Origin of the sequence: Acetobacter vaccinii, from assembly GCF_008365315.1 — a bacterium.
In the GTDB taxonomy this organism is placed as follows: domain Bacteria; phylum Pseudomonadota; class Alphaproteobacteria; order Acetobacterales; family Acetobacteraceae; genus Acetobacter; species Acetobacter vaccinii.
This window is the reverse complement of sequence record NZ_CP043507.1, coordinates 103,534-128,511: the sequence shown is the minus strand read 5'-3', so window position 1 is coordinate 128,511 and position 24,978 is coordinate 103,534. Positions and strand designations below refer to the sequence as shown.

Below are 24,978 nucleotides of genomic sequence, written 5' to 3'. Positions count from 1 at the left end.
TTTCATAAAAATTCAATAAATATTTAAACGTACTTAATGAGTTGGTTGAGGATGTTCTGTAAATTAGTGCCTGGTTGTATTGCATATGATGAAATGAAATTTTGCAATGAATCTACCGCATGTGCTATACTAGGGTTTGCAGGCGATTTAGTAGTAAACTCTGTAACTTCCTTAAGAAAGTTTTTACATAAGTTTACTCCTTCGGGTGACTTACCCATGAAAGCTCGAACTGCGAAATGATTGGTATGTATAAAAATCATTCGGATATGATCATTATATAGATGGAGCTTTGGATGAAAGCTTCCCCACGAATAGTTGGCCAGAGGATATTGGGACATGCAACTAGTAGCGGTATAGAAATTTGTCTCTTTTTTTATCGCATTACATGTTACGCAAGCTGCCACCAGATTTTGGGGAGTAAATGTAAATTGTGGAAAGATCGCGCTAGGAAGAACATGGTCAATGTTAAAGTTGGCATTGTGGAATATGCGATCTTGGCAATACGCACATCGTACGCTAGTTTTTAAAACATAGTTCCGGATGCCATTGTGAACTTTTGGCCCCAAAGGCGTATCGTCATATAATTTTGACCACAGTCGCTGTTCGTTCGCCTGTGCTCGAGAAAAATATCCCGAGGCGAAAATTGAAATAGCATCACGTCTTTTTTTTTGGTTTTCCTTATAAACATTTTTTATTTCGTCTAAGAGATCGTCATACATTTTAAATAAACCCACACAATTTAGATCAAATCTTCAGAAAGTCGAATTAAATCTTCAATAGCTAATTCAAAATCCTTGATCGTTTTGCTTGCTGCATCAGCGCTCGCCATTGTTTTGGAGGTATTAGAAATTTTCTCTTTCAATTTCTCAAAATCTTTCCGCACCTCTTCAGGCGCAGATGCGCCTCCTGTGCTCAATTTTTCTACCGCAGAAGAGATAACATCGGCTAACTCAGTGTATAAATATTTATTATCCGGAGTGATCGTATTGAATTCGTTGAATATAATTCCTTCTACGTTGAAGTCATTTTCATCTATTTTGATAAGATCTCCTTCTTTCATATAGAAACAATTCGCTCCAGACTTAAGGGCGCTAGATATAATAACCGGTGAGTGTGTCGCAATATAGGCAGTGGTGTTTGAATCTATCGAAAGCAAAGATTGGAATTTTTCTGGCCATTTTACTTGCCACTCAACATGTAGACTAATCTCAGGCTCATCAATGAAGAAACATGCATCATCTTGTGAATTGGCAATGATTTTTAAGGCGGTCGAAATAATGAGCTGCTCTCCAGAACTCAAACTCGAGAACAAAAAATGCTGTCCTTTTTTATAAAATACTCCTTCGAAAGGCTTTTCTTTTGCACTGAGAATTTCATGGTTATTTTTTATGTAACTCGCATTTAAATCTACCATATCAAATCGATATTGACTTTTTGATTTGGTTTCTCTGTAAGAAATACCAACTCTTTTATCAAATCCAATTGATTCTAAAAAATCATTTATGTTTTTTAAGCGTTTTTTATTTATGATTTTCGTATATAAAATGACAACATTTGCAGACATGGTGCCGTTATGAATTCCGTTACCAACGGTACGGTTTCCTTGATATGTATAGGAGCCATTTGCCGTCATTTTGGGACGAGACCCATACGTGAATTTATCAAAGGTTCCAAAAGAAATTACTATTACTGGACGGCATAAAGATAATTCAGTGGCTTTATTCGCTAAAAATAAGCTTTTCCCAGATCCATTATCGCCTATTATATAATTAAATTTATCTAGATCTGAAATCTTCTTAAAATTAATCATTTCTTTAAAATTTACACCGCAATTAATGACTTTTTATTTATTCTAGCCAATGTCGTTAATGTCAGCAACACTTTGATCTGCGACAATCTGCATATGACTGCCATGCAGACAATGGATGGGTTCTATATATCCGCTAGTTTTGATGCGTACTGTGTGATTTCCTGTCTACCGTAATAATCGGAGGACATCGGAATTATGCGACCACAATCCAGACGCCACATGGGCGCAGAAATGCATCCGATGGATGACGAGAGCGTGAATCTTCCTGCAGATCACGCATGAAGTTCGTTGTCTTTTGCCGACGTCTGCTTTTCGTAATTCATTATACTGATAATTATGCCTGAGATGAGGCGTCTGCCGCCTGTCCGCTTCACGTTCCTTGGGCGGACAGGCAGTTCAGGGGGGGGGGAAACGGAAGGTCGGTTTTATTGGCGCATTGCGATCTGTTTGAACTCCTTGAGCTTGCAGAAGAAGTTCTCGATCAGATGTCGCCATTTATACATTTCCCGATCTAGTGGCTGCAGCCTGGAGCGCCTTGGGGGATGGGAAATGACAGCCGTATCTTCCCTTTTGTCGAGTTCAGCGATGATGGTGGTACTGTCGAACGCTTTGTCAGCATGCAAGTCCTCGAATTCGAGGACCATCTCGGCTGCATCCGTTACCGGATCAGCACTCTGTTCCTCCCCATAAGATATTGGAAACTGCCACATGGCGCAGGATCAGTTGGCATCTTGGGACCCAAGGTTGCCTGGCAGCCTACTTTGCAACTATACAAATACGCGTTGCATGTGGTCCAGCCCAACGTATCGGTGGTCGCATGGCCCATGCATATGCCCGGGGAATGAGCCTAGGGCGTGTCGTCAGTTAGGGGGGAGTGGCATGAGGCTTGTACTCCTGTTTGATCTGTGATGTTTTCTCTCTGTTTTTCGGGGAGATACAGAGATGCGACGGTATGGTCTGAGCGATGATCAGTGGGCTCGGATAAAAGACCTTCTCCCGGGTCGTGAGGGCCACGTTGACGGTACGGCCACGGATAACCGTTTGTTTGTGGAAGCGGTTCTGTATCGCTACCGCGCAGGCATTCCCTGGCGTGATCTGCCGACCCGTTTTGGAGACTGGAAGAACGTCCATCGGCGACTGCGCCGCTGGTGCGAAAGCGGTGTGATCGAGCGTATTTTCCGGAATCTGGCGGCTGACCACGACAACGAATACATGATGATCGACAGCACGATAGTCCGTGCTCACCAGCATAGCGCCGGCGCCCGTAAAAAAGGGGCGCAGATCAGGCCATCGGACGGTCCCGTGGCGGACTGACCACAAAAATCCACGCTGTTGTCGATGCCGCAGGAAAGGCTGTGATGCTATCCCTGACGCCCGGGCAGAGAGCGGATATCACGGAAGCAGACCCCTTGCTGGACGAAGTCGGCCCCGAAGCCATCATTGCCGACAAGGCTTATGATGCTGGCCCGCTTATCGAAAAGCTCGAAGAACGGCAGATCGCACCGGTTATCCCTTCAAGGAAAAACCGACGCAATCCACGGAAAATCAGCTTCCAGCTCTACAAAAACAGAAACGAAATCGAACGCTTCTTCGCCAAGCTGAAGCAGTTCAGGGGCATTGCAACACGCTACGACAAACTGAAATCGACCTTCCTCGCAGCAGTGCAACTCGTCTCCGCCATCATCGGAATTAACTGACGACACGCCCTAGCTTATTGGTGAGCACCGTTCCATCGGAGAACGGAAATGCTATCTGCACAACCTGCCTGCTGACACAGCCCTTAGGCCACTGACCGCTGCGATCAAAGCCGGATGAGTCTGCGAATAACACATCAGCAACTCAAGGAGGAACTGGGCCTCCATTACCTTGAGGCGCGATCATGGACAGGCCTGTACCGACACGCTCTTATGACCATGATGGCCTACGTCTTATCTCCAGTCTTGGCACCTCACGGGGGTCGGGCGGAAACAAGCGTCACTGGTCTACTTCGACACCCCAGTCTGCCAGTAACAACGACAGACTATTCTTGATCGCATACTGCGGCCATCTATCGGACAATATCCAGACTGTGGAAACCTTCTACTTCGGTCCCCACAAGAGATTCTGCCAAAATAGTAATAGTATTTAAGCCTGTTCTGCGTGGCTATCAAATTTTGATAAATCTAAAATAGCCCTTCTTATTGATCGATAATCGTCTGGAGGAACATCCAGATGATTGAAGCTTTCAAACTCACCATCATCTTCTATATTTTCTGGAGTGTCTCCTTGCAGCAATAAACCTCGAGGTGCTTTACTACTTGAAATTAGATCTACATAACAGCCGTAATCGAGTTTATATACATCATAACGCACACCTGGAGTGTCATTAGAAGATATATTTTTCTTTAGAATATGTATTAAACGGGCATCAAAGAGGGAATCGATCAATTTATGTCGCTCGTTTGTTTTTAACAGAAACGCACGTGACCGCCGTTTTCCAATAACTTCTTCTATAATCCATGTTAATAAATCATTCAGTGCCGGCATAGTCCTAAGTATTTGCGATTTATCTCGAGAATACCAATCTCTAGCAACAATTCTAATATCGTGTATATTGATAGTTCTGTTAAACGCTTTTCTGGCAGCCATAGAGATCATGTAAACTGCGTCGCGTGGCACGCCTTCACATGAGCGAACAAACTCCTCGAATGCACTATTTTGAGTAAATAGAGCTTGTATAAAATCTACAGAATTGGATATTTTTTCGTTTTCTTCTATTGATGCTTTGTAGTGTTTAAATAATAAGTCTGAAAAAAATTGCACAGATCGTTTTGAATCATTATCAAAGACCATAAAGTCATCTAGACTAACATCCCCTCCAATATCTGCCCCCAATTCGAGACCAATATATTCTCCATTGCCTTTCGATATTGATAGGTTAGACCGATGCTCTATAGCTGCAATTTTCACTGTGATATTTTTCAAAGGAATAATGCATCGCCTAATCAAATCGGCAAGGTATGGTTGCAAAATAATAGGCACCTCACTCCACTCATCAAGAAATACATATATTTTTTTTCCATGTATTGTATTAATAATGTTTTTTAACGTCCTTTGTACATCTCCAAAATTCACATAGTATCGTTGACTTCCAGTTTTTTTCTCCGTTTTTTTTTCGGATTTATTAATTGTTTCCGTGGAAGAAAACCCACCCTTCAATGAAGATGATTTGAAATCAGCATTTGCCCCAAGTGATAATTTGTCCTCTTGTTTTGTATCATTCATTTTTTCTTCGTATGTCTCGACGGTACCAACAACTTTGACCGCAGAACAAGAATCGGCAAATGCATCCAATAATGGGCCGAGCTTTCCCAAATCATACATTTCATCACTAACAATTATGCCTAAAAGACTATCATGAATGTTCTGCAAAACATCCAGCAATAACGGTGTCGCTCTCTCAGACGTAGACAAATTCTCATCATTATAAATAGATCCATTCGACCCAACGGTTCTCAAATCTATATAAACGTCTAGGTCACCATTTTCTCTCATCAAATCTGAGATATACTTCAAAAGATGTGTTTTCCCAGTTCCTCTACGACCGAAAATTATCTGATTATGACTTGTTGACACAACATCAAGAAGTGGTGTGGCATTAACAAATGTTTCTTTTAGCTTTGCATCATCTACTTTTTCAGCTCTTTTTTCAATATTCATCAGATTTTTCTGAATTTTTTCTATGTTAGTCACTGACACATTCCTTTTTTAATATTTTAATAATAAAATTAAAATTATTTGTTATCAACATTTTTTTCAATGCGTCGGAAAATATATTTATAAATGATTATTCCTGCTTTGCTAGAAAATTTTCATTTCAATCTGGTTCATATCTTGCAGCTGTGAAACAGTTTGCTCATTCTGGAGTGTGATCTGGCTCGTGCCGTTTCAGGTGAACTGGACGGCCTTAAGTGGCATGTTCAAATCTGGGTCTCTATGCTGACGTCGTTACTTTTTCCTTCGAATTTAATGATGATCTTGTCCAATCCTCGCGCCGATAGAAAATAACGCAGCTTCGTAGGCCTATGTCTATTTTTAGTTGTCACCCACTGGTGCGTCCCCTTCGCCAACGGCAGATTATCTCGTTTTCTGCTCCAAACCGGGCTGTCAGTAATCGGCCCAACTAGCCCGAGAGAGATTGTGCTGCCCGTGTCCGTTATGCGGAAATCAAACCGCTATCTCACGTGTCTGACATACGGCGAGTGCCGCCTGTCTGCTCCTGCATCACTGAGCGGACAGGCAGATTAGGGGGGGGAAAGCAGAATGTCCGCAAAGGAATAGAACGAGGTGAACAGCAGACATAATGCCAGCCCTAGAGGAAAGACCAACCCCTTTCCTGGTCGGACGTCATCACTCTTCCAGCCGATGTTATCGGAAAATGCGATGTGAATAATGCCGCATCGTGTTCGACAGCGTAATTCAAAGCCCATTTGCGTGATATGATGGCTGTCTGAGGGTCTGCATCAAAGACAGCACTCCACTCCGGAAAACACACCTGAATGGGGTGATGCATGACATCACCCGTGAAGAGCGCACGCTCCATCCCTGATTTCAGCACTACAGATGCATGATGTGGCGTATGCCCAGGTGTGGGATGAAAGGAAATTCCTTCAAGAACTTCGGATCCGTCTACGTCAATCTGATCTGCGAGACCCACCGAGATAATCGGATCAACGCTATCAATGCGTGTCATGAAACTGGTTTTATTGCGGATGCTATCATGAGCCGGATTGCTAAAAAAATCATATTCGGCCCTAGAAAAGACATATCGGGCATTTGGGAAGGTCGGAACCCAGATCCCATTTTGCAGGCGTGTATTCCACCCGACATGATCAACATGCAGATGGGTAAGAAGAACAAAATCGATGTCTTCTGGACTGACACCAGCGCGCATCAGATTTTCAAGCCACACAGTCTGCAAGTGATCGAAATACAGGGCCGCAGGTCGGGCTTTGTTATTTCCAACTCCCGTATCAATGAGAATTTTTCGACCGCGATCCTCAATAAGCCAGCTATGAACGCTCAAAAGGACTTTCGTTTCTGAACTATCCAGCGTTTCAGGTAGTCGGGGGCAAATCTGAAGAGCTTTTGCTTCGTCCCAATCTGGAAACAACTGTTCTGGAGAGAGTTCTGCCAGCGTCAGATCCTGTATTTTTAGAATACGGGCATCCCCCACAGTATACCACTGAAGATCGTTCAGAAGCATAAGGCTCCCTCTCGTTTTTATTTCTTAAAAAATACAGAACTGTCGCCATCAAGGAAAAATAGACTTCAATTCTTGCGGGAGAGCCCCTGTCGCATGATCTGAAAGGCAACCAAACAGAGGATCCCATTCTTCAATGCGCAGATCGTAAATCAAATCTTCTAATGCGAAGGGATCACCGGCAATCATTACGTCAATCTCCTGCCGATTGGCACCTTTCATAATCAGAAAGCCGGAGCGCAATGGGGTCCCTTTCAACGGACCGGAGGCCAGCAGGCTGCCTTCCTGAATAAGGTGCCTGAGATACAACACGTGTGCTGCGACATGCTGTCCCCATCCCTCGCCGTCAGGGTGGTCCATGCGCACAAGATAAACAGGCATTTCGAAAGTCTCCATCAGAACTGGACTTGCCAATCACTCGAAGCCTTCAGCATATTCCTCTTTTTCGCTGGATAAATTGTCGATACGAGACATCAGTCACAACTGAGGATGATGAATGCTTGACCGGTTAACCAGCATGAAGATTTTTATCAAGGTCGTGGAGTTGGGGTCCTTTGCTGCGGCCTCCCAGCATCTGACTTTGTCGCCGCAGATGGTCGCCAAGCATATAGAGGCTCTGGAGCATCACCTTGGTGCTCGCCTGTTGCATCGAACGACACGTCGGCAAAGTCTGACTGAAACAGGACGGCTCTATTGCGAGCAATGTCGGCTTGTTCTGCAGGCTGCTGAACGAGCTGACAGTCTGGCAGCCAATACGCTTGGCACACCGCGCGGCACATTATCTGTCAGCGTCCCAGTCACCTTCGGGCGAACGGTATTTCTATCATTTATTCACAGTTTTCAAAAAAGATACCCAGAAATTCAAGTGCATTTATCCCTGACAGACCAACTGGTTCACCCCACAATGGATGGTCATGAGGCTGTGATCCGAATTGGTGAACTGGAGACGGACCTTACAGCGGTCAGTCGTCCTTTGACGGCCTATCGTCGGGTCATCTGCGCGGCTCAAACCTATCTGGAAAAACACGGTTTTCCAGGGCAGCCCGAAGATCTGATGCGCCACGAGTGTCTCCTATATGAAAACTCCGGCGGCCCTGTAACCACGTGGCACCTTTCTCAGGGGAGCGTTACGCGACCTGTCACCGTGTCCGGGAAGATAATCAGTAATGATTCAAGTGTTCTGCATTCTGCAGCTCTTGGTGGCGATGGCATTCTGCTGGGATATGAGCAGGCTCTGCTTCCAGATATTAAAAGCAAACGGCTTGTCCGGCTTATGCCCAGGTGGAAAGTTCCGGACAGGCCCGTGCACCTGCTCTATAACGCAGGTCCGGTTATGACACCAAAGCTGCGGGTCTTTGTGACCGAGCTTCAAGAGGCTTTCCAGCCTGAAGCCTCTTTTCGACGGTAGGGTGCCTGACTCCTAAGCTCAGTTGGCAATCAGTTCCTGTTCACCATCCCTGTTCAGTCGGAAGAACAAACAGTTCTGCAACATCCATACGTGCAGGTGATTTCAGAGCAAAAAGGATACTGTCTGCTATGTCCTCGCCCTCGAGAAAGGTCATGGACGCTGCAAGGTCATCCATCTGTTTGCGGTAATCAGCATCTGTAATGTGATCGTAAAGCTCTGATTTTACGGCTCCCGGCTGAATGCAGGTAACGCGGATATTATGCTTTGGTCCGATCTCCATTCTTAGGCCGTCTGAAAACGCTGTCACCGCAGCCTTGGTGGCACAATAAACGGCGAGACCCGTAAAGACCTTCCGGCCTGCAATCGAGGACATGTTGAAAATATGACCCGAATGCTGTGCGATCATCTGCGGAAGAACGGCTGCCGTTGCATTGAGAGCACCGGATATATTGACGTCCACCATCTGCTGCCATTCGTCCACTTTCAGGCTGTCAACGCTGGATAGGGGCATTAGACCCGCGTTGTTGACCAGAACATCAATCCTTCCAAATTGGGCGATCAAGCTCTTTGCCGCTTCTTGACACGAGACAAGATCAGTAACGTCCGTCACCAGAGGAATAGCGTGACCGCCAGCCTTGGTAATCTCACTGACAAGCGTTTCCAGGCGATCATGACGACGTGCCGCCAGGCCAACTGTGATTCCTTCTGTTGCGAGTTTGCGCGCTGTTGCCGCACCAATGCCACTGGATGCTCCGGTCACCAGAGCAACCTTTCCTGCAATATTCATAATCTTCTCCACACGACGAGCCTTCAATCGGCCTTCATTGTCGAAGGAGATGTAAATTATGCCAGAAGATATCTCTCATGGCTTCTTGCTGAAACTATCGCGATTTTGCGCTATAGATAGTCGCGCATGGAAATGAGAGAGTGTAGCAGATGGTTTTGTCCTGCCTTCCTTCTCGGCGTGCTGCCAGTTTGACACTGGAGCAACTTCTCCCCGGGAAGAAAGTCGCGCAAAGTGAAGGGGATGTCTGGAAGGATGTTGACGTCCAGATATTCACTCGCCCGGTACAAGAAGACGAAATTCTTGTACCTGCCGTCGCAGAACCCCTGCTTGTTTGGGTTCTCCGCGGAGAAGCAAATATTGAAGAGCGTGAACTGATAGGGCCTTGGGAACAGAGCAAGGCAAGAGCAGGAACATTTTACCTCACGCAGACGGACACACCCTATCTGATGCGGTGGCAGGGCAAGGGAAACACTTGTTTTGAAGTGTTGCATCTCTATCTTGGACTTGAGCTTATTAACCGAGCCGCCATGTCATTAAATCTGAACTCCTCTCGTATTCGAATGCGGGATGTCTCGGGAGGACAGGACGTTTTTATATCAGGCATTTTGAGTGGTCTGGTAGCTGAAATGCAATCTCCCGCCATTGCAAATCCCTTATTTGTAAATGGTCTTCTGGAAAGTCTAACAGTTCATCTACTAAGACAGTATGCTGACACCAAAAGTGAGACAAAGCCAAGATCCACCCTCTTGCCGACATGGAAACTTCGCAGAGTTCTTGAGCATATGGAAGCACATCTGGCTGAACCATTTGATTTGGATGCCCTCGCTGCGCTGTGTAGGATGAGCCGTTTTCATTTCAGTCGTTCATTCCGTGCAACCACAGCACAAACCCCGTCTGGCTGGTTCATGCAGCACCGCGTCCAGAAGGCATCAGAAATGCTTCGCAAGACCAGTCTTTCCATTATCGAGATTGCCTTGGAAACTGGATACGAAAGCCCAAGTCATTTTGCTCAGGTCTTCCGCAGAGTAACCGGTCTCAGTCCTCGTAATTATAGAAAAATGCACTCATTAAATAAATAAAGGTTCAAAAAAGACTTTGGTAGAACAGTTCACCTAAATACAAGCCAATTCCGAAAACGGCATGAGCGCTGATGCTGAGAAATAGTCCTTTTTCAGGATTGGGAGCCCTAAGTCCGAAAAAACCGCCGCCCAAAGCAGGTTTCATAAACAGAAATGGCGCTAAAAGCGTAATCAGTCCGAAGATCAGACCATTCAACAATGTGGGGACTGTCTCTGCTATGACAGTCACAAAACTGAGATACAGTGCAGCATAAATAGCACCAATCAGATAATGAAATGCCCAGCCGACAACTGCCTCTCCTTTCAGGATGGGTCTTTTTCCAATCATTGGATCATAGATCCTGCCGTCGCGCCACCCTATGACCCAGCGGCCCGTGACAGGCCAGTTGGCTGCAGGAATTCCAGTCAATGGTTTCTGGGCTTGTTGCCAGATATCGGATGCGGCAGTCGCCACGACGCCGACTGTCAGAATTTCGAGCAAATTCATACAGCATGTCCTCGAAGTAAGAGTGTTCTCACACACCTTCATGTCACTTTTCGAGTTTCATGATATACTAACGAAATCGCACTCTAGCAACACAAGAAGTTACATGAGACAAGATAACAGATTATCCTGTGTGCTCCACGTACTCCTGCATATGGCAGAAGCAGGTGGTCCCATGACGTCAGAAGCCCTGGCTCGCGCCCTTAACACTAATCCCGTGGTTGTGCGACGTCTTATGGGTGGTCTGCGTGAGCATGGATATGTGCACTCCGAGAAAGGTCATGGCGGGGGTGGACGCTTTCATGCCAGTTGGATCAGGTAACGCTGCGAGATATCTACGAGGCTCTTGATGGCCCAAGATTATTCGCCATAGGGAACCGAAGTGAAAAGACTGAATGCCTTGTTGAGGAAGCCGTTAACGACGCAATGAGCGGCGTCCTTGCGGATGTTAAGGCCCAACTTCTCGCGCGTTTTGGCCAGATTACACTTGCAGCACTTCATGCCGACTTCCATCAGAGGCTTGCAGCGCACCATGCTCCGGCCACGCTCTGCAAGTAAACCAAGGGCTGATGGTTAGGATTGATGCTGACCTTGTGCCTCCCGGAATTAAGATGTCGCAAACAGTGAGTGGTTTAAGCTACAAGACTTTGCTGGTGTTTTAGCCAGGTCATGACGTCGGTTACTTCAATGCCCTGTAAAGCGTTGAAAGTCTGCTTCTTGTCCCATGCCACGCCAGTATCGCGTGCGAACGCAAGACGATATTTCCGTATTCCGTCATCAGGGTGTGCGGCGACTTCTGCGCGTAGCCTATCCATATCCCACAGTTCCCGAATGACAGGGCGGCCAAAATAGTGCTCCATTTTTTCGGCGAGTTGAGCGTAGGAGAACGTATCCCCGGCAACGTAAACCACCTCGTTCTGGATCGGCGGTTTATGGGCGAGGATGCTCGCTGTAAGTCGTCCTATATCTTCGGAAGTGGTCACCGTCAGACGGTTATCCCAACTGCCAAGTGCGCGAACCTTGGCACCTTGAAGATCCACCAAACCGAAAGCTTGCTCAAACAGAAAGCTGGTGAAGATTCCTGTCGAAACGATTATCCATCGGGTCGCAGATTGACCGCGCAGCAGGTCCCTTACGTCTGATTGCTCATCAAATACTGGCTGCCCGCTGCCACGTCCAACAACATCGTAATCGACACCAAACTGCCACGGCACATAACGGTCCACCCCAGCTTTAAGGACAGCACTGGTAATTTTACGCTGTGTACCGGAACCACCAACAAACCCGGTACAACATATAACCGTATTGAACTTGGCGAAGAGGACGGAGAGGCCATCTACCGTTTCCGTCGCGAGATCGGCATAAACGATCTTCAGGCCTTTTTGCTTTAATTGTCGCGCAATATCTGTTCTGGTGCTTCCGCTTGATGGTCTGAGAAGAACGCTGATTGACCGAGTGCATTCCGGGTTCTGTTCAAGCAGGCCGGTGATGACGGTCTGACCAAGCTCTCCGGCGCCGATGACAAGGGTTTCAATGACAGGGGTCTTCATCGCTGGCATCAGGAATTCCTTATGGTTATGAAGTTAAAATAAGACGCGATGTGGGAAAACGAAGAAGGTACACGAGTGATACCGTTCGATAATCTGGACTTCGATGCCGTGATGGCTCAGTCGCAGGCAGCCTGTGCTGCTCTCAGTGACGATGATGGCGGGTTGAAGCGAGAAGTGCTTGCGCATGCCGGCAACAGATGGTCACTCGGTATTGTCCATATTCTCGGTGTTGCTGGTACTCTCCGGCACGCAGAGCTGGCGCGGCGGCTTGATGGGGTTACGCAGCGTATGTTGACGCGCTCTCTTCGTCAGTTAGAACGCGACGGTCTTATTATTCGCCGTGATTATGGTGAGGTTCCGCCACGGGTGGATTATACTCTCACTCCGTTGGGAAAGGGGCTGCTCGTAGGAATGATGCCTCTTTGGCGGTGGATTATTGACAACGCTGCAGCATTCAGAACGGCACGCGATCGGTTCGATAGTGAGAGGAATAGCACTTTCGTTGAGCCTCGTGACGGTCTGAATCAGCAACAGTGTTTGAGCGGCGGAGCTAATGCGCCATGGCACTCCGCTTTTGAGGATAGCGTTGGTGATTGTGACGAGAGGCCGCTCAAACACAGTTGCTAGCCGCCCGGGACGCCATCGCCCTGGAAAGCCATCTGGTCGAGTGCCCTGGCAACGCCGACATCCAGTTGGACCTGACCTCCTGCTGAACTACGCCTCCAACGTGGTCATGTACCCGCAATTCCAAGCCTACTTGCACCGGTGGTGCGGAGCCTTCGTCGACTGGCGCAGCAAAGAACCCAGCAAGTGCGGGGCTACGACTGCCCCAGTCCTCCGGCGGTACTCGCCAGAATCTCGGCCAGGGAACATGGCGTGCCTCCGGTCAAACGCACGATGTCACCGCTGACGATGTCGTAGGCGCCACGCGCCTGCCGCGCCTTCATCGATACCACGGCATCGGCAACCACGTCAGGCAGACCCGTTTTGAGCAACCCGGCTCGCAACACCTCGGCGGGCATAACGTTCAAGGCAAAGGGCCGCTGGATCTGCTGCGCGACCAGTCTGCAGACCGCTTCACCACGCAGGGCTTCAGAGCCTGTCAGCTGATATATGGCGCCCTCGTGGCCCTCGCTGGTCAATGCGGCGGCGGCAGCTTTGGCCACGTCGCCGCGCGAAACGAAACTGACGCGGCTGTCCTCAAGCATCGCAAGCCCGCCTGCCGTCAAAGACATCCGCACCTCTTCGACCAGCGTCTCGGAAAAATAGCTCATACGCAGTATCGTCCATGCGGGGATCGCGCTCTTGATCAACGCCTGCTCACTGTGCCAATACGCCGCCCCAACGGCGGACTCCCCCTCACGCTGCGTCCCGGTTGCCGACAACAGGAAGACGTGACCGACCTCGGCCTGTGCAGCGGCATCCACGGCCGCCAACATCTGGCGCGAACGAATCCCCGGCCGCAGATCAGCCCCCGGAATCAACAACAGGCGATCCAGGCCCTGATAGGCCGCCACCAATGTCTCGGATTGGTCGTAGTCGCCTAAGCGACCTGCGTAGGTTCGATCGGTCTTGGGGGTGCGCGAAATCGCCACCAAGTTTTCGGCCGCAACCGTTTCCGCCAACGCCTGAACAACTGCGCTACCGAGCTGGCCGCTGGCACCGCTCACACCTATTTTCATCATCAGATTCCATGGTTATTTATGGTTCTTTAGGATAAATTTGTTCCTATAAGCTAACAAGTACGCATGAATTCATGCGTCAGGAACACCCAGGTTCCTGTCGGCCCAAGGAGTAGCAATGGAAAATGTAGAAGCGGAATGTCGCGGCCTGGCAGAGGTGATTGCACGCATTGGCGACAAGTGGACGGTCATGGTCTGTGGCCATCTCTCAGAAGGCACCCATCGTTTCAATGCGTTGAAGCACCGCATCCCCGGCATCTCGCACCGGATGCTGACCATCACTCTGCGCGGGCTCGAACGCGATGGACTGGTGGCTCGCAAAGCCTATGCTACCGTCCCGCCGAAGGTTGAGTACTGTCTGACCCCATTGGGGCAAAGCCTGACAGGACCTCTGGCAGCCCTGGCAAGTTGGGCACTCGAGAACCGTCCCGCCCTTGAACAGGCCCGCGCCGCATTTGATCGTCGTGCCGCGCAGGACTGAACTGGCGTTGAGGTGTGATGAAGCGCGCCGTCAATCAGCGGCGCATGCGGGGCATCATTCCATCAAGTTGAACCACTTAACCATGCGCTCGCTCAGGTGTTTGTCCAGAGATGTCGGTTCATTTTGCTACAGTATAATTACCAATATGCGCAGCATCGTGAGGCACATGAGCGGAAATTACTGGCAGACGGGAACAACGGTGACGGCATACGCGAGTATGTCGGACTTGCCACGCGCACATGTCCGGTTTTGGAAATCTTTATCGCGCCTTGTATGTCGAGGATGAGGGCGACTGCCGCCTGTCTGCTCCGACACTACTGAGCGGACAGACTAATCAGGGGGATATGGACTGTCTGCTTCGCAGAGCGGATACTTGGAGGCGGACGTCTCCACTCTCCACCATCCCGTACCGGAACACGATGATTAACAGCGCTATGAGTAGTCTTATGCTAGGCAGGAATGCTCTCCAAAAGGCTCCAAGAGCCTGTTTGAAAATTACCTTGGGAAGGATATTCAGCCTCCAGACCGCTCCGTCACCGTGATAGATTTGAATCCGATACCCAATTTCCAAGTAGGCTTTAATGTTAGGGGATTGCGATAACATGGTTTGACGTGCAAACCATTTTCAGATTCTCAAATCTGAGTCGAGGTGTGCGTTGAAGAACAATAAAAGATATCGATGGTTGATTTTTATTGAAATATTTATAGCTGTGTTTTCTGTATTGTTTCCGATAGGGATCGGCTCTTATTATTATATTCGGAAATATGTAAGAGGAGATCATTATCCACTCTGGTATGGGGATATTTCTAATTGGAGTCAGGCGTTTATATCTGTTTTTACACTTCTGGCAGTAATTTATACGGCCAGAAAAACATCTATAATCGCTGAAAGTTCTAATGGGATATCTAAAGATTCCGCGGTTATCGCCGAGCGTTCAACTTTAGTGCAGATTATTCACAACCTTGTTTCGGATGCTAACAATGTCTATAGAAACCATGTTTCATCTATAGAACGATGTGAAACTCTTCCTATTATAACACCACTTACTCCTCAAAGGGAAAAAGAGGCGATTTTAGCCGCGCATCGATCTTTGTTTAGTGGATTAACTGAAGAACAAAGCATCATAAAATACATTGTATGCTTAGAGCGAGCGGTGAGTGTTGGTAAAAATGCCATTTACAACGGGCAGCCAAGCCAAATTTTCTATATAAATGTTTTATCCACTTATTTGGATTTATCATTGCGGGAAGAGCTTTTTAATAGGAAAATCTTAAACAAAACGCTTACTCGTTTGAAAAAAAATGATATAACTGTTGAGGACACTGAGTTTAGCATTATAGAATCTTATTATGATCTCGCAGGTGTAGGATTCTAAGAGCCCTTTTGGAAATTCAGCATGAGGGGCTTTTCAGGGAGTCTGGCGTGTGATTCAAGCACTGGATTTGGACGCCAGAGCAGCGGGTCTGGATGGCCGACATCACCCGCAGAACGAAGCGTTATCTGCCTAACCTGACTAATAAAGAATGGGAACGATTAGCGCCCCTGATGCCTCATGCGAACAGGCACGGCTGGAAACGGACGACCGATTTTCGTGAGCTCACCAATGTGCTGCGCTATCTTGCCCGCTCGGGCTGTAGCTGGAAAATGTTGCCGGTTCATTTTGGTCCGTGGCAGACCATTTACTGGTGGTTCCGCAGACTGATGCGTCGGTGTCTGAGGCTGGTCTCCGGATGGCTGATTACGTTCCAAACGCAGATTTCGTGTTGATAGAAGAGGCATCTCATATCTCCAATGTCTATACAACCGAGGTTTTTACCACGCAGATGCTGGGTTTTCTGGAGCATACATAACGGCGACTATTATCTGACTGCCAAGATAGCTGTATCGAGAGGCGTGCTTTGACTGCCTACCAAGACTGGAACGTATAATCGAACGTCCGCTTCTCGGAGCTACACTATCCGTTGGCTATGTCGCCTATGAGGCGACTGCCGCCTGTCTGCTTCTGTATCATTGAGCAAACAGGCAGATCAGGGGGGAAGCGGAATGTCCGGTATCTTCGCTCGAGCATAAAATGGCAGACATTCCTGTTCGTCTAAACTGTATGTCTAGCGATGTTAGAACCTTCCTCTGGTACGGGTGGCGTAAAATCTTGAGGATGGAGCATTACCAGTCGCGCTGCTCGGCGCTTTGATCCTCGCGCACTGCATCGGCCTCATAGCCCTTGGCGATCTTTTCAAGCACAGCGCGGGTTCGCGGCCAGAGCAACGCGCTAGCCTTGGCGTCGGCACGATAGCGCGCTGCGAGATCGCGTTCCTGATCGCCCCCATCGTTCGGCATGCGCGTGGTGACCCCGCGACGATTGAAGCGCCCGATCAAGAACCCTTGGTCGATATCGTCGTTTGCGACCGTTTCGATCACGTCGCGGACAGGCTCGGGCGGCCAGGCCTGGCCGCCGGTGCGCGGCGCGGCGGACAGGATCACGCCGATGCGATAGTCGGCGATCCTGCCGCGGTCAGCTTCGGCCGAAGCAGCGCGCGCACGTTCGACCCAAGCCGATAGTTTCGCCCCATCAATCGTGCCGTCGTCATTGCTCCCCGGGATCCGCGACCAATCCTCGAAAACGTGGAAGGCCTGGGATGTTATCCTCTCGACATTCTCGAGCGCTTCGCCGGTAAGCGGGGTCTCATTGCCACCTTCGCTGCTATAGAGCGCCTTCAGCAACATCACGAAGAAGTCGGGGTCCGTCGCCATCAGCCGGTACAAGGCGCGCGGAGGCCGCTCTGAGTGCTGGAGTGCAGAGAAGTAGATCCATTCGAGCGTGGCCACCTCGGATTCGAACCCCGGAATGGCATCGAGGCGCTCGAAGATTTTGCCGACATACCAACCGAACAGGCTGCTATCATTATCGTCCTCGGCATTGCCCGAGCCGCTTATCGTTGAGGGATCGCGCATTACGCGCACGATGAGGTCACGCGCGACGGTCAGGTTCTCGTGCCCTGCGATATAGCTTAACGCGGCGCGCCCGCGGTTAACGCCGAGCGCCTTATCGACGACGACAGTGACGTCTTCCTGCTCAGAAATGATCTGCAGGTTGAGCCGCGACCAATAGAGCCGCTCGGTTTCGTCACCTGCGCTCGCGATCAGATTCCAAGTGTCTGCGACGGCATCGAGTGTGAACGCGATCGTCGCGATCTCGACGGCGGGCCGCGTGGCCGCGATCGCTTCGACCAGCCGCTCGCGCATCGCTGTTTCGCCGCTCTGACGTTTCAACCCCCAGAGCAGCCCGCTGACAAAGCGCTCGATATTGCCCTTGCCCCGTGCGAACGCCAAGCGGAGCATCGCCTCTTTCCGCGCGGGTGCGAGCGTGCTCAGCGCGACCGCGCTGCCCAAGAAGTCGGGCCGTTCGACGGTCAACCCGTAGTCGACCAAGTCGTTGTCGGTCAGGCCTTGCGCGAGTTCCTCGACCGCCGCGATCTGCTCGGCTTCGGTTCGCGCTTGCTGCTCCTGCCAGCTCAACTTCGTATCGAACCGTGGATTGGCGTGTCCAAACAGCCACGCATGGCGATGTTTCACAGAGCTTGGTTCGAGATCGGCGAAAATATCCTCGAGCGGCTTCAACTCCTCGACATTGAGCGACCAATGCGCGTCGGGGAAGCGCGCATGCTTGGCGATGAACAGCCGCAACTTCTCGCGGAAAATCTGGCGCGCATCGGCATCGAACCCTATAACCGCCGCCGTCAGGGCCCGCTCGGCGCTGACGCGCCATGCGGCGTCGAAGCTCGCCCAATGGTCGAGCACCTTTTCCCAGCGCAAAGGATCGCCTCCGGCCATGGTGAGCAGCCGTTTGCCGATCGCCGCATACATTTCAGAGAGCGACCGGTTGGTGATGATCTCGGGTGCGTCGGTAGAGAAGTCGCGCCACAGCGGCTTGGCGGTCGGATGTGTAATGCCCCCAACGACGGTTGGTGAAATGGCGTCAAGAAGGTTCCAGCCAACCATCGGCCAGTGCTTGACGATTACGTCGATCAGCGCGATCCGCTCGGCGGGCGACGCGAACGTCTGCGGGCGCCACGGAAGGAAGATCCGCGCAAGCGTTTCCTTGGGACGATTGGCGATCTTGCCGCCGGGATCCGCTTCAGCGAGGCGCGCGAGGATTAAGGTCGCACGCCCGGCATGGTCGGGGCTCCAGCAGAGAATTTCTAGCGCCCAGAGCAGGTCGGAAAGATATTCCTGCGCGTGGAGCAGGCCCTCGTCGCTGCGGAACAGGGACGCGATCGGGCTTGGCTGGGTGTCAAGTGCTCGGTCGATCGCCGAGAGGAAGGCGTCGGGTCCTGCTTCGGCGAGCCGTCGGAAGTCGTTCGATAGAGACCACCAACGCGCCTCGTCGGCGCCGTCGAGCAGGTCGGCAACAGCGCGCTCGCTCAAATGCACAGCACCGGGGACGCCGCTCACCTGATCGTGCCAGATGCCCAGCGCGATCACGGCTTCGCTCAAACCGCGCCGGAGATTGGGCGACGCCTCGGTCGGCGGGTTGCGATCAAAGCGGAAGCGATAATCGGGATCGTTGTAGCGCGGGCTGATTTCCCCCATCACCTCGAGGAACACGGCGATCAGCGTCTCGACCTGCGCTGTGGTCAAATGGCTCGCGAGCAGGAACCAGCTATCGCGCAGCGAGGTCAGCTTCCACACCGAGCCCGAACGACGGAACGGCCCGTCGAGCGCAGCAGCTAGTGGAGCGAGCGCTTCCTCGACTGTATCATATGGCAGGTTGCACAATCGGGCGACGATCGCACGGTCGGCAGGATAATCGCGATCCCATGCGCCCGAGAGCATTGCTCCGAGCAGCGGCGGCACGAGCGGCGCTTGCGCCCAAACGGGGCGACGGGCGGGGGCTGCGGGCATCAACCGGCGAAGCACGGCAAGACTGCGGCCGGCGGCACTCGCATAGCGGCGCGCTTCGCCGCGCTCGATTCCGGCATCTTCAAGCGCGGTCTCAATTGTGTGCCGCCAGGCCCGTGGCAGCCGCAGCACCGTCGCGGGCGCGCCAACGTCCGAGCCGTAGGCGGCGAAAACGTGGTGGCCGTCGCGCACCAGACGAGCGGCAAGACCGGGATCACCGCCAGTCAACACGACGACGAGCTTGTCGCTCAACCCGGCGACCTCGCGCGCGATAGTGTTGCTATCCGTGACGACGATCCGGCTCATCCAGAACAAGCGGTGCGGCTCGGGCAACTGGTTGACCGCAGCATAGAGGAACGCGACCGCCTCATCGACCGCCTCGGCCTGGAGCGGCATCACGCTCGGCTCGGCATTGAGCCAACGCAGCACTTTGACCACCTCGTCGTCTCGGTCGGCGGTGACGATATCAGGGGTGAGCGGCGGACGCGTTGCAAGCGACCATTCGTCGAACACTTCGGGTAGGTTGCGCAGGCCCGCAGGGCGGCGGCCGATCCGCGCCGCCAGCCATTCGGCGACGCCGGCATGGCAGTCGAGCCAATGGACGAGCTCGTCGCCGTCAATGACGCGGACATCCTGCCAGACACCCTCGGCACGGCGGGCGGCGGCCCATTCGTCCTTCTTCGCCCAGCGCTGCGGGGTCACGAACACAAAGGTCGACATGGCCGGGTCGATTCCTTGGGGATCGGCCGAGCGCTTCTCGAAATCCTTGTCAGCCTTGCCCTTGATACCGTCGCGCTGTGCGCCGAACTCCCAAGCGGACAAACCTTGCGGCACGTAAGGCGTGGCGACGGGGGACTCGACGACGCCGTCCCAGCCGGAATGCGCGATGCTGTCATCGGCGGGGAAACGTAGCGCGACCGGACCGCAGCTGACCAGGATCAGCCGGGTCAAAAGTTCCGGCAGCCCGGCGGGGCCGTCACGGCGTCCGGCCCACTCGATGAGATTTTGCGCGGTGATCCAGCGCAACGCTCCTCCGCTGACGTCGGGCTTCGGTACGCTTTTCCCAGTTATGTGAGAGGACCCGGTGACGGCGCCACCACGCGTAAATGTGATGCCCTGACGCCTCAGCGCTGCAGCGATCGCCTCGGCATTGTTGGCGATCGGCGTCCGTTCTCCGCGCTCGAAATCGGCAAGCGTCGAGGTTGCGATCTTTGCTTCCTTGGCGAGTTCGGTCTGTGTCCACGCCAACAGCGCACGGGCGGCCTTGACTTGACGAGGTGTTGGGAGGTCGATATTTGGCATAGGAAATCATATATTAAATATGATATCAGATTTCAAACATCATTTTTTATGCAGGTATAAAACTTGGTATTCAGTCAAAATGCGTGTTCAGCATCTCTTGTCATCCCTAGTCCGGGACGCCTCATCGCGGGTCAGGAAGGACGGGTTTTGGCGGGGCTGACCGGGTAAGTGAGCAGAAGGCAGGGAACTCGGAACTGCTGATTCGGGGTATCGGCGGAACCCGCTGCGTTTTGGACAAATGTCAGGCTTTTGCGCATCACCGCTCGAAAGCAGCCTGCCGGAGGCCGGCCCAGCTTCTTTCGCACTGCGATGTCGGCTTTCGGGCAACCGTCACAACCATTTGGATGTCTGCCATGAGGGCGACTGCCGCCTGTCTACTCCTGCATCACTGAGCGGACAGGCAAATTAGGGGGGGGGAAAGCAGAAGGTCGGCTTTTGAGCAGGATTAGTAAAAAGCAGTCTAGGCTACTGCCAATTCCCTTCATGAGCAAAATAGATTATTGTTGCACTATGGGAGAAGCAAAACATCGAAGCCGCAGCAAAGCCGAAATTTTGAAAGGGAAACCACGGTGTATCTACTGTGAAAACCCGGCTTCCACTGTTGAGCATATGCCGCCAAAGTGTATGTTTACCAAAGGTCAGCGCCTTAGCGGATTAGAATTTGCTACTTGTTTAGCCTGTAACAACGGCACTCGAGGAGCCGACGTAGTTGCTGCAGTTTTTGCCAGACTCAGAATGATGCCAAATAGAGACGATCCATTGTTCCGTGAAGCTCTGGCCTACCGTCCAACGGTAATGGCGAGGGCGCCAGGCGTATGGGAGGAATTCACTCATCCTGCGAGGAACCGTCAAGTTCTCAGGCCGAGCCATGGTGGTATACTTCAACCAGCAGTCGAAGTAACAACTGACGGCCCAATATTACGTGGTTATCTTGATGCGTTCAGCGCAAAGCTAGGTTTGGCACTATACCGTGAACATACAGGACACGCTTTACCACTTCATGGCACTGTAACGTTTTCTTGGTTTTTGAATGCTGGTCTTTCCCAGAAATACGCAGATAATATTATTCGCATACTTCCTGCATACGGTATACTTAAGCAAGGTAAATACAATTCTGTAGGTAAGTTTGGTTATAGATATAATTCTGACAATAAAAGTTTAGTCGCGTCACTCGTTCATTTTTATGATGGACTTTATATTTTTAGCATAGCATCATGTATGCCAGAATTGAATAATATATTAACATCATGGCCCAAATCCAAAACAATTAAACCAGGCGAATTGCTTACCTTGATACCACCGGCTCCTACTCGCATTCCTATATTGGGTTAGCGCCAAGGCTACCCTGAAGGTGGATGAAAATTTTCTTCGATTCTAAAGCTTGCTAAAATGCGAGACTATCGGAATGAGCTTTATATACGCTGTTATAGGTTTGTTTGGTTTAATGAAATTTTCAGGGCCCATGCGCCATGCAGCTATGTCTGGTTGTTGGAAATGTTTAGTTTGATCGAATGGCCGAGATGAGGGCGACTGCCGCCTGTCTGCTTCTGCATCACTGAGCGGACAGGCAGATTAGGGGGGATAGTGTTGAAAAAGTCGTGCTTGCTTTGAGAGTGAAGCACTGATTCACTCTTCGCAGGAGGAACCTGCAAATGATGGGTGATCGAACGAAAATACAGGAGGCACTGTTCTACGAGTTCCGTCTTGAAGATCATGTGCCAACTGGCCACCTTTTGCGTTCAATTGATCGCTTTGTTGATCTGGACGGTCTGCGTGAGCATCTTCGCCCATTTTACAGCGGCACGGGGCGGCCTTCAATCGATCCCGAGCTGATCATCAGGATGTTAATCGTTGGCTACGTGATGGGTATTCGATCCGAGCGACGGCTATGTGAAGAAGTCCATCTTAACCTGGCCTACCGGTGGTTCTGTGGCCTTGGTCTTAACGGCCCTGTGCCAGATCATTCGACATTCTCGAAAAACCGGCACGGACGCTTCCGGGAGAGTGATCTGCTTCGCCAAATGTTCGAAATGACCGTCCGGCAGTGCATCGCCAAGGGACTGGTGGGCGGTGACGGCTTTGCGGTCGATGCCAGCACGATTAAGGCCGACGCTAATCGGCAGCGCAGTGTTCCGAGCCCAGATAAACTGCCGATCGAGGCAGCCCAACGTGCTGTGCGGGAGTATTTCTCGGTGCTGGACGATGCTGCATTTGGGTCTGCTACGTCCGTGCAACCAAAATATATCTCTCCGGCCGATCCTGCTGCACGTTGGAACGCTGCAAGCGGTGGCCTTGCTTATTATGCCTACTGCACAAATTACCTCATTGACCTTAAATCGGCTGTCATCATGGATGTAGAAACCACGACAGCCATACGGCAGGCCGAGGTTACGGCGCAACGCAGAATGATAGAGCGTACGCAGGAAACATTTGGAATATGGCCCGAAAGGCTTGCTGCGGATACAGCTTATGGATCCGCTGAAAATCTTGCGTGGCTGGTTCATGAGCGTGGCATCGAACCTCACATTCCGGTCTTCGACAAATCTGCCCGGCAGGACGGGACTTTCGAACGTCGAGATTTCACATATGACCACGTGCACGATCTTTACATCTGTCCTGGAGGACAGCAACTGAAGCAGCAGTGGCGCAAGATCAACTCGGATCAACCAAATGCCCCTCCCGACAACCTACTTCGATACCGTTCGTCGAAACTGGCGTGCGACGTATGCACTCTCAAACCAAAATGCTGCCCCAATCAGCCCAATCGTAAGGTTCTGCGCTCTATTCATGAAGGCGCTCGTGATATGGCCCGCGACATTGCTTTAACCGACGCCTATATTATCTCCAGACGAGAACGAAAGAAGGTCGAAATGCTGTTTGCTCACCTCAAGCGCATTTTGAAGATCGATCGGTTGAGGCTCAGAGGACCAAACGGCGCCCGTGATGAGTTCCATCTCGCCGCGGCTGCCCAAAATCTCCGCAAAATGGCGAAACTGATACCTCCCGGAGCGCCTACCTTATCCACCTGAGGCAAGAAAGCTGCACTTATGTCGAAATGGCTTGGCAACACTTTCACTCTTCACCATGAGTTTTTCAACACTATCGGGGGCAAACGGACTGTCCGGTTTCGGATGGAAACTTGAGAAACTGAACATTCAAGATCTCGAAGTAATCGTAACTACAATTCCCACTCGATTATAAATTACAGAAACTTCTATAGGAAAATCAGTAATTTATATTTCCGATTGACATCGATGCCATGAAAAATACCCCTTCCGGAAAAAATACTCGTTGGCACGGTACAGTCTTGATCCGGTAGCGCACTGCTGAGCTATTCCTCCGAAAAAAAGTCCTCGTCGAGCCGCTTGAACTCAATCCTGCGACTAACACGAACGCCGACGCCATATTCGATCATCAGGTCGGTCAGCCGCTCCCCATCGATCAGGATGACTCTCTGGGCGAGGTGCTTAACGTAGTCCCTCGCCTGACTGCTGAAGGTCGAGGTAGTGACAAACACGCCCTTCGTGGCACCGTGGCCGACCAAGCTGCCGACGAAGGCCTGCACATCAGGACGGCCGACCGTTGTTTCAGCGTAGCGCTTGGCTTGAACGTAGACCCGGTCCAGTCCCAACCGGTCCTCGTTGATGACGCCGTCCACGCCGCCGTCGCCCGAACGGCCGAGCTGGGTGGCCGCATTCTTGTGCGACCCGCCATAGCCCATGGCGATCAGCAGATCGACGATCAGTTGCTCGAAGAAAGCTGGCGTGTTCTGGACGATGCGTTCCAACAGGTCCGCGCGGAGGGCCGATTGAACGGCTTGATAGGCCGCCTCAATCTGTTCCTCCGGCGTGCCGGTTTCGACTGTCGGGGCGATGGTAACAGGCACAGCATCGTCGTCAGAAGATTTCTGACCGCTGAAAAACTCACGAAAGCCCTCATAGTCCTTCAGTTCGTTCACACCGATGCGTGTGGGATTGGTTGCCAGCAGCGCCCGTCCGGTATCGGTCGCAACGAAGCGTCCCCGCTTAGGCGACGCCACGAGGCCCGCCTTGGACAGATAGAATTTTGCCCAATGGATACGGTTGTGAAGCAGGCGTTGCCGTCCGCTGGGTAGCATTTCTTCGCGTTCATCGGGACTGATGCCGAGATCATCGGCAATCTGCTCGGCGGCATCGGCCACGCGCTGCTCGCCAGCAGCGGCGAGGCGCAGGACCGGCAGCATCAATGTCTGGTAATCAGGAATGGCCATGGGG

Annotated in this window: 18 protein-coding genes and 5 pseudogenes; 11 read left to right on the top strand and 12 right to left on the bottom strand. The window is 51.2% G+C overall.

Annotation, left to right across the window (positions count from 1 at the left end):
- Positions 1 to 23: 23 nt before the first annotated feature.
- The 3 genes and pseudogenes from FLP30_RS14395 to FLP30_RS14415 form a co-directional block, all read right to left on the bottom strand.
- Positions 24 to 719: an HNH endonuclease gene (locus tag FLP30_RS14395; RefSeq protein ID WP_149280491.1), complete on the bottom strand. Its 696-nt coding sequence runs from the start codon at positions 717 to 719 to the stop codon at positions 24 to 26.
- A 20-nt stretch (positions 720 to 739) separates the two neighbouring features.
- Positions 740 to 1,810: an AAA family ATPase gene (locus FLP30_RS13265; protein ID WP_149280490.1), complete on the bottom strand. Its 1,071-nt coding sequence runs from the start codon at positions 1,808 to 1,810 to the stop codon at positions 740 to 742.
- A gap of 431 nt (positions 1,811 to 2,241) precedes the next feature.
- Positions 2,242 to 2,322 (bottom strand): annotated as a pseudogene (locus FLP30_RS14415) (IS5/IS1182 family transposase); the annotation flags it as partial.
- Between the two features lie 430 nt (positions 2,323 to 2,752).
- Here FLP30_RS14415 and FLP30_RS13250 point away from each other — a divergent pair.
- A protein-coding gene (locus tag FLP30_RS13250) for an IS5 family transposase (protein WP_149280488.1) occupies positions 2,753 to 3,507 on the top strand; the annotation gives its coding sequence in 2 pieces (ribosomal slippage) (positions 2,753 to 3,083 and positions 3,083 to 3,507; 756 coding nt in all).
- Positions 3,508 to 3,520: 13 nt separating this feature from the next.
- Positions 3,521 to 3,820, top strand: a pseudogene (locus tag FLP30_RS13245) (IS701 family transposase); the annotation flags it as partial.
- Positions 3,821 to 3,934: 114 nt separating this feature from the next.
- Here FLP30_RS13245 and FLP30_RS13240 read toward each other — a convergent pair.
- The 3 genes from FLP30_RS13240 to FLP30_RS13230 all read right to left on the bottom strand — a co-directional run bounded on the left by FLP30_RS13240 (position 3,935) and on the right by FLP30_RS13230 (position 7,448).
- Positions 3,935 to 5,542, bottom strand: coding sequence for an ORC-CDC6 family AAA ATPase (locus tag FLP30_RS13240; protein WP_149280487.1), 1,608 nt, complete (start codon positions 5,540 to 5,542; stop codon positions 3,935 to 3,937).
- A gap of 619 nt (positions 5,543 to 6,161) precedes the next feature.
- A complete protein-coding gene (locus FLP30_RS13235) occupies positions 6,162 to 7,049 on the bottom strand; it encodes an MBL fold metallo-hydrolase (protein WP_149280533.1) in 888 nt (295 codons plus the stop codon).
- 54 nt (positions 7,050 to 7,103) lie between these two features.
- Positions 7,104 to 7,448 (bottom strand): YciI family protein, encoded by a 345-nt coding sequence (locus FLP30_RS13230; protein ID WP_149280486.1) that lies wholly within the window; start codon positions 7,446 to 7,448, stop codon positions 7,104 to 7,106.
- A 100-nt stretch (positions 7,449 to 7,548) separates the two neighbouring features.
- Between FLP30_RS13230 and FLP30_RS13225 the strand changes: the two genes are divergently transcribed.
- Positions 7,549 to 8,460: a LysR family transcriptional regulator gene (locus FLP30_RS13225; protein WP_075624966.1), complete on the top strand. Its 912-nt coding sequence runs from the start codon at positions 7,549 to 7,551 to the stop codon at positions 8,458 to 8,460.
- A gap of 40 nt (positions 8,461 to 8,500) precedes the next feature.
- Here the strand turns inward: FLP30_RS13225 and FLP30_RS13220 are convergent, their stop codons facing one another.
- The gene (locus FLP30_RS13220; RefSeq protein WP_048839679.1) at positions 8,501 to 9,247 is read right to left on the bottom strand and encodes an SDR family oxidoreductase; all 747 of its coding nucleotides are present in this window, start codon (positions 9,245 to 9,247) and stop codon (positions 8,501 to 8,503) included.
- Positions 9,248 to 9,396: 149 nt separating this feature from the next.
- Between FLP30_RS13220 and FLP30_RS13215 the strand changes: the two genes are divergently transcribed.
- Positions 9,397 to 10,326 carry a helix-turn-helix domain-containing protein gene (locus tag FLP30_RS13215; RefSeq protein ID WP_149280485.1) on the top strand — a complete coding sequence of 310 codons (930 nt, stop codon included), beginning with the start codon at positions 9,397 to 9,399 and terminating at the stop codon, positions 10,324 to 10,326.
- A gap of 4 nt (positions 10,327 to 10,330) precedes the next feature.
- Here the strand turns inward: FLP30_RS13215 and FLP30_RS13210 are convergent, their stop codons facing one another.
- The gene (locus FLP30_RS13210) at positions 10,331 to 10,813 is read right to left on the bottom strand and encodes a DUF2938 family protein (RefSeq protein WP_149280484.1); all 483 of its coding nucleotides are present in this window, start codon (positions 10,811 to 10,813) and stop codon (positions 10,331 to 10,333) included.
- A 151-nt stretch (positions 10,814 to 10,964) separates the two neighbouring features.
- On the opposite strand from FLP30_RS13210, the pseudogene FLP30_RS13205 reads away from it, so the two are divergent.
- Positions 10,965 to 11,368 (top strand): annotated as a pseudogene (locus tag FLP30_RS13205) (Rrf2 family transcriptional regulator).
- A gap of 74 nt (positions 11,369 to 11,442) precedes the next feature.
- Here the strand turns inward: FLP30_RS13205 and FLP30_RS13200 are convergent.
- On the bottom strand, positions 11,443 to 12,369 hold the full coding sequence (locus FLP30_RS13200) for an aromatic alcohol reductase (RefSeq protein ID WP_149280483.1): 927 nt from the start codon (positions 12,367 to 12,369) through the stop codon (positions 11,443 to 11,445).
- Positions 12,370 to 12,408: 39 nt separating this feature from the next.
- Here FLP30_RS13200 and FLP30_RS13195 point away from each other — a divergent pair.
- Positions 12,409 to 12,882, top strand: a pseudogene (locus FLP30_RS13195) (winged helix-turn-helix transcriptional regulator); the annotation flags it as partial.
- A gap of 296 nt (positions 12,883 to 13,178) precedes the next feature.
- Here the strand turns inward: FLP30_RS13195 and FLP30_RS13185 are convergent.
- On the bottom strand, positions 13,179 to 14,045 hold the full coding sequence (locus FLP30_RS13185; protein WP_149280482.1) for an NAD(P)H-binding protein: 867 nt from the start codon (positions 14,043 to 14,045) through the stop codon (positions 13,179 to 13,181).
- Positions 14,046 to 14,160: 115 nt separating this feature from the next.
- On the opposite strand from FLP30_RS13185, the gene FLP30_RS13180 reads away from it, so the two are divergent.
- From FLP30_RS13180 to FLP30_RS13170, 3 genes and pseudogenes are all read left to right on the top strand, one after another.
- Positions 14,161 to 14,523, top strand: coding sequence for a winged helix-turn-helix transcriptional regulator (locus FLP30_RS13180; RefSeq protein WP_149280481.1), 363 nt, complete (start codon positions 14,161 to 14,163; stop codon positions 14,521 to 14,523).
- A gap of 683 nt (positions 14,524 to 15,206) precedes the next feature.
- The gene (locus tag FLP30_RS13175; RefSeq protein ID WP_149280480.1) at positions 15,207 to 15,899 is read left to right on the top strand and encodes a hypothetical protein; all 693 of its coding nucleotides are present in this window, start codon (positions 15,207 to 15,209) and stop codon (positions 15,897 to 15,899) included.
- A gap of 65 nt (positions 15,900 to 15,964) precedes the next feature.
- A pseudogene (locus FLP30_RS13170) lies at positions 15,965 to 16,240 on the top strand (transposase); the annotation flags it as partial.
- Positions 16,241 to 16,687: 447 nt separating this feature from the next.
- On the opposite strand, the gene FLP30_RS13165 reads toward FLP30_RS13170, so the two are convergent.
- Positions 16,688 to 20,725: a helix-turn-helix domain-containing protein gene (locus FLP30_RS13165; protein WP_149280479.1), complete on the bottom strand. Its 4,038-nt coding sequence runs from the start codon at positions 20,723 to 20,725 to the stop codon at positions 16,688 to 16,690.
- Positions 20,726 to 21,208: 483 nt separating this feature from the next.
- On the opposite strand from FLP30_RS13165, the gene FLP30_RS13160 reads away from it, so the two are divergent.
- Together FLP30_RS13160 and FLP30_RS13155 are read left to right on the top strand one after the other, a co-directional pair.
- Complete coding sequence (locus FLP30_RS13160; RefSeq protein ID WP_149280478.1) at positions 21,209 to 22,057, top strand: hypothetical protein; 849 nt, start codon at positions 21,209 to 21,211, stop codon at positions 22,055 to 22,057.
- Between the two features lie 320 nt (positions 22,058 to 22,377).
- Positions 22,378 to 23,754, top strand: coding sequence for an IS1182-like element ISGdi16 family transposase (locus FLP30_RS13155; RefSeq protein WP_149280477.1), 1,377 nt, complete (start codon positions 22,378 to 22,380; stop codon positions 23,752 to 23,754).
- Positions 23,755 to 24,056: 302 nt separating this feature from the next.
- Here the strand turns inward: FLP30_RS13155 and FLP30_RS13150 are convergent, their stop codons facing one another.
- Positions 24,057 to 24,974 carry a restriction endonuclease gene (locus FLP30_RS13150; protein ID WP_149280476.1) on the bottom strand — a complete coding sequence of 306 codons (918 nt, stop codon included), beginning with the start codon at positions 24,972 to 24,974 and terminating at the stop codon, positions 24,057 to 24,059.
- Positions 24,975 to 24,978 lie beyond the last annotated feature (4 nt).

Bases quoted from the DNA above. Each gene is read 5' to 3' on its own strand.
- FLP30_RS13220 (WP_048839679.1), bottom strand. From the start codon at position 9,247: ATGAATATTGCAGGAAAGGTTGCTCTGGTGACCGGAGCATCCAGTGGC.
- FLP30_RS13215 (WP_149280485.1), top strand. From the start codon at position 9,397: ATGGTTTTGTCCTGCCTTCCTTCTCGGCGTGCTGCCAGTTTGACACTG.
- FLP30_RS14395 (WP_149280491.1), bottom strand. From the start codon at position 719: ATGTATGACGATCTCTTAGACGAAATAAAAAATGTTTATAAGGAAAAC.
- FLP30_RS13180 (WP_149280481.1), top strand. From the start codon at position 14,161: ATGGAAAATGTAGAAGCGGAATGTCGCGGCCTGGCAGAGGTGATTGCA.
- FLP30_RS13200 (WP_149280483.1), bottom strand. From the start codon at position 12,369: ATGCCAGCGATGAAGACCCCTGTCATTGAAACCCTTGTCATCGGCGCC.
- FLP30_RS13185 (WP_149280482.1), bottom strand. From the start codon at position 14,045: ATGATGAAAATAGGTGTGAGCGGTGCCAGCGGCCAGCTCGGTAGCGCA.
- FLP30_RS13160 (WP_149280478.1), top strand. From the start codon at position 21,209: ATGAGCAAAATAGATTATTGTTGCACTATGGGAGAAGCAAAACATCGA.
- FLP30_RS13150 (WP_149280476.1), bottom strand. From the start codon at position 24,974: ATGGCCATTCCTGATTACCAGACATTGATGCTGCCGGTCCTGCGCCTC.
- FLP30_RS13210 (WP_149280484.1), bottom strand. From the start codon at position 10,813: ATGAATTTGCTCGAAATTCTGACAGTCGGCGTCGTGGCGACTGCCGCA.
- FLP30_RS13265 (WP_149280490.1), bottom strand. From the start codon at position 1,810: ATGATTAATTTTAAGAAGATTTCAGATCTAGATAAATTTAATTATATA.
- FLP30_RS13230 (WP_149280486.1), bottom strand. From the start codon at position 7,448: ATGGAGACTTTCGAAATGCCTGTTTATCTTGTGCGCATGGACCACCCT.
- FLP30_RS13225 (WP_075624966.1), top strand. From the start codon at position 7,549: ATGCTTGACCGGTTAACCAGCATGAAGATTTTTATCAAGGTCGTGGAG.
- FLP30_RS13165 (WP_149280479.1), bottom strand. From the start codon at position 20,725: ATGCCAAATATCGACCTCCCAACACCTCGTCAAGTCAAGGCCGCCCGT.
- FLP30_RS13155 (WP_149280477.1), top strand. From the start codon at position 22,378: ATGATGGGTGATCGAACGAAAATACAGGAGGCACTGTTCTACGAGTTC.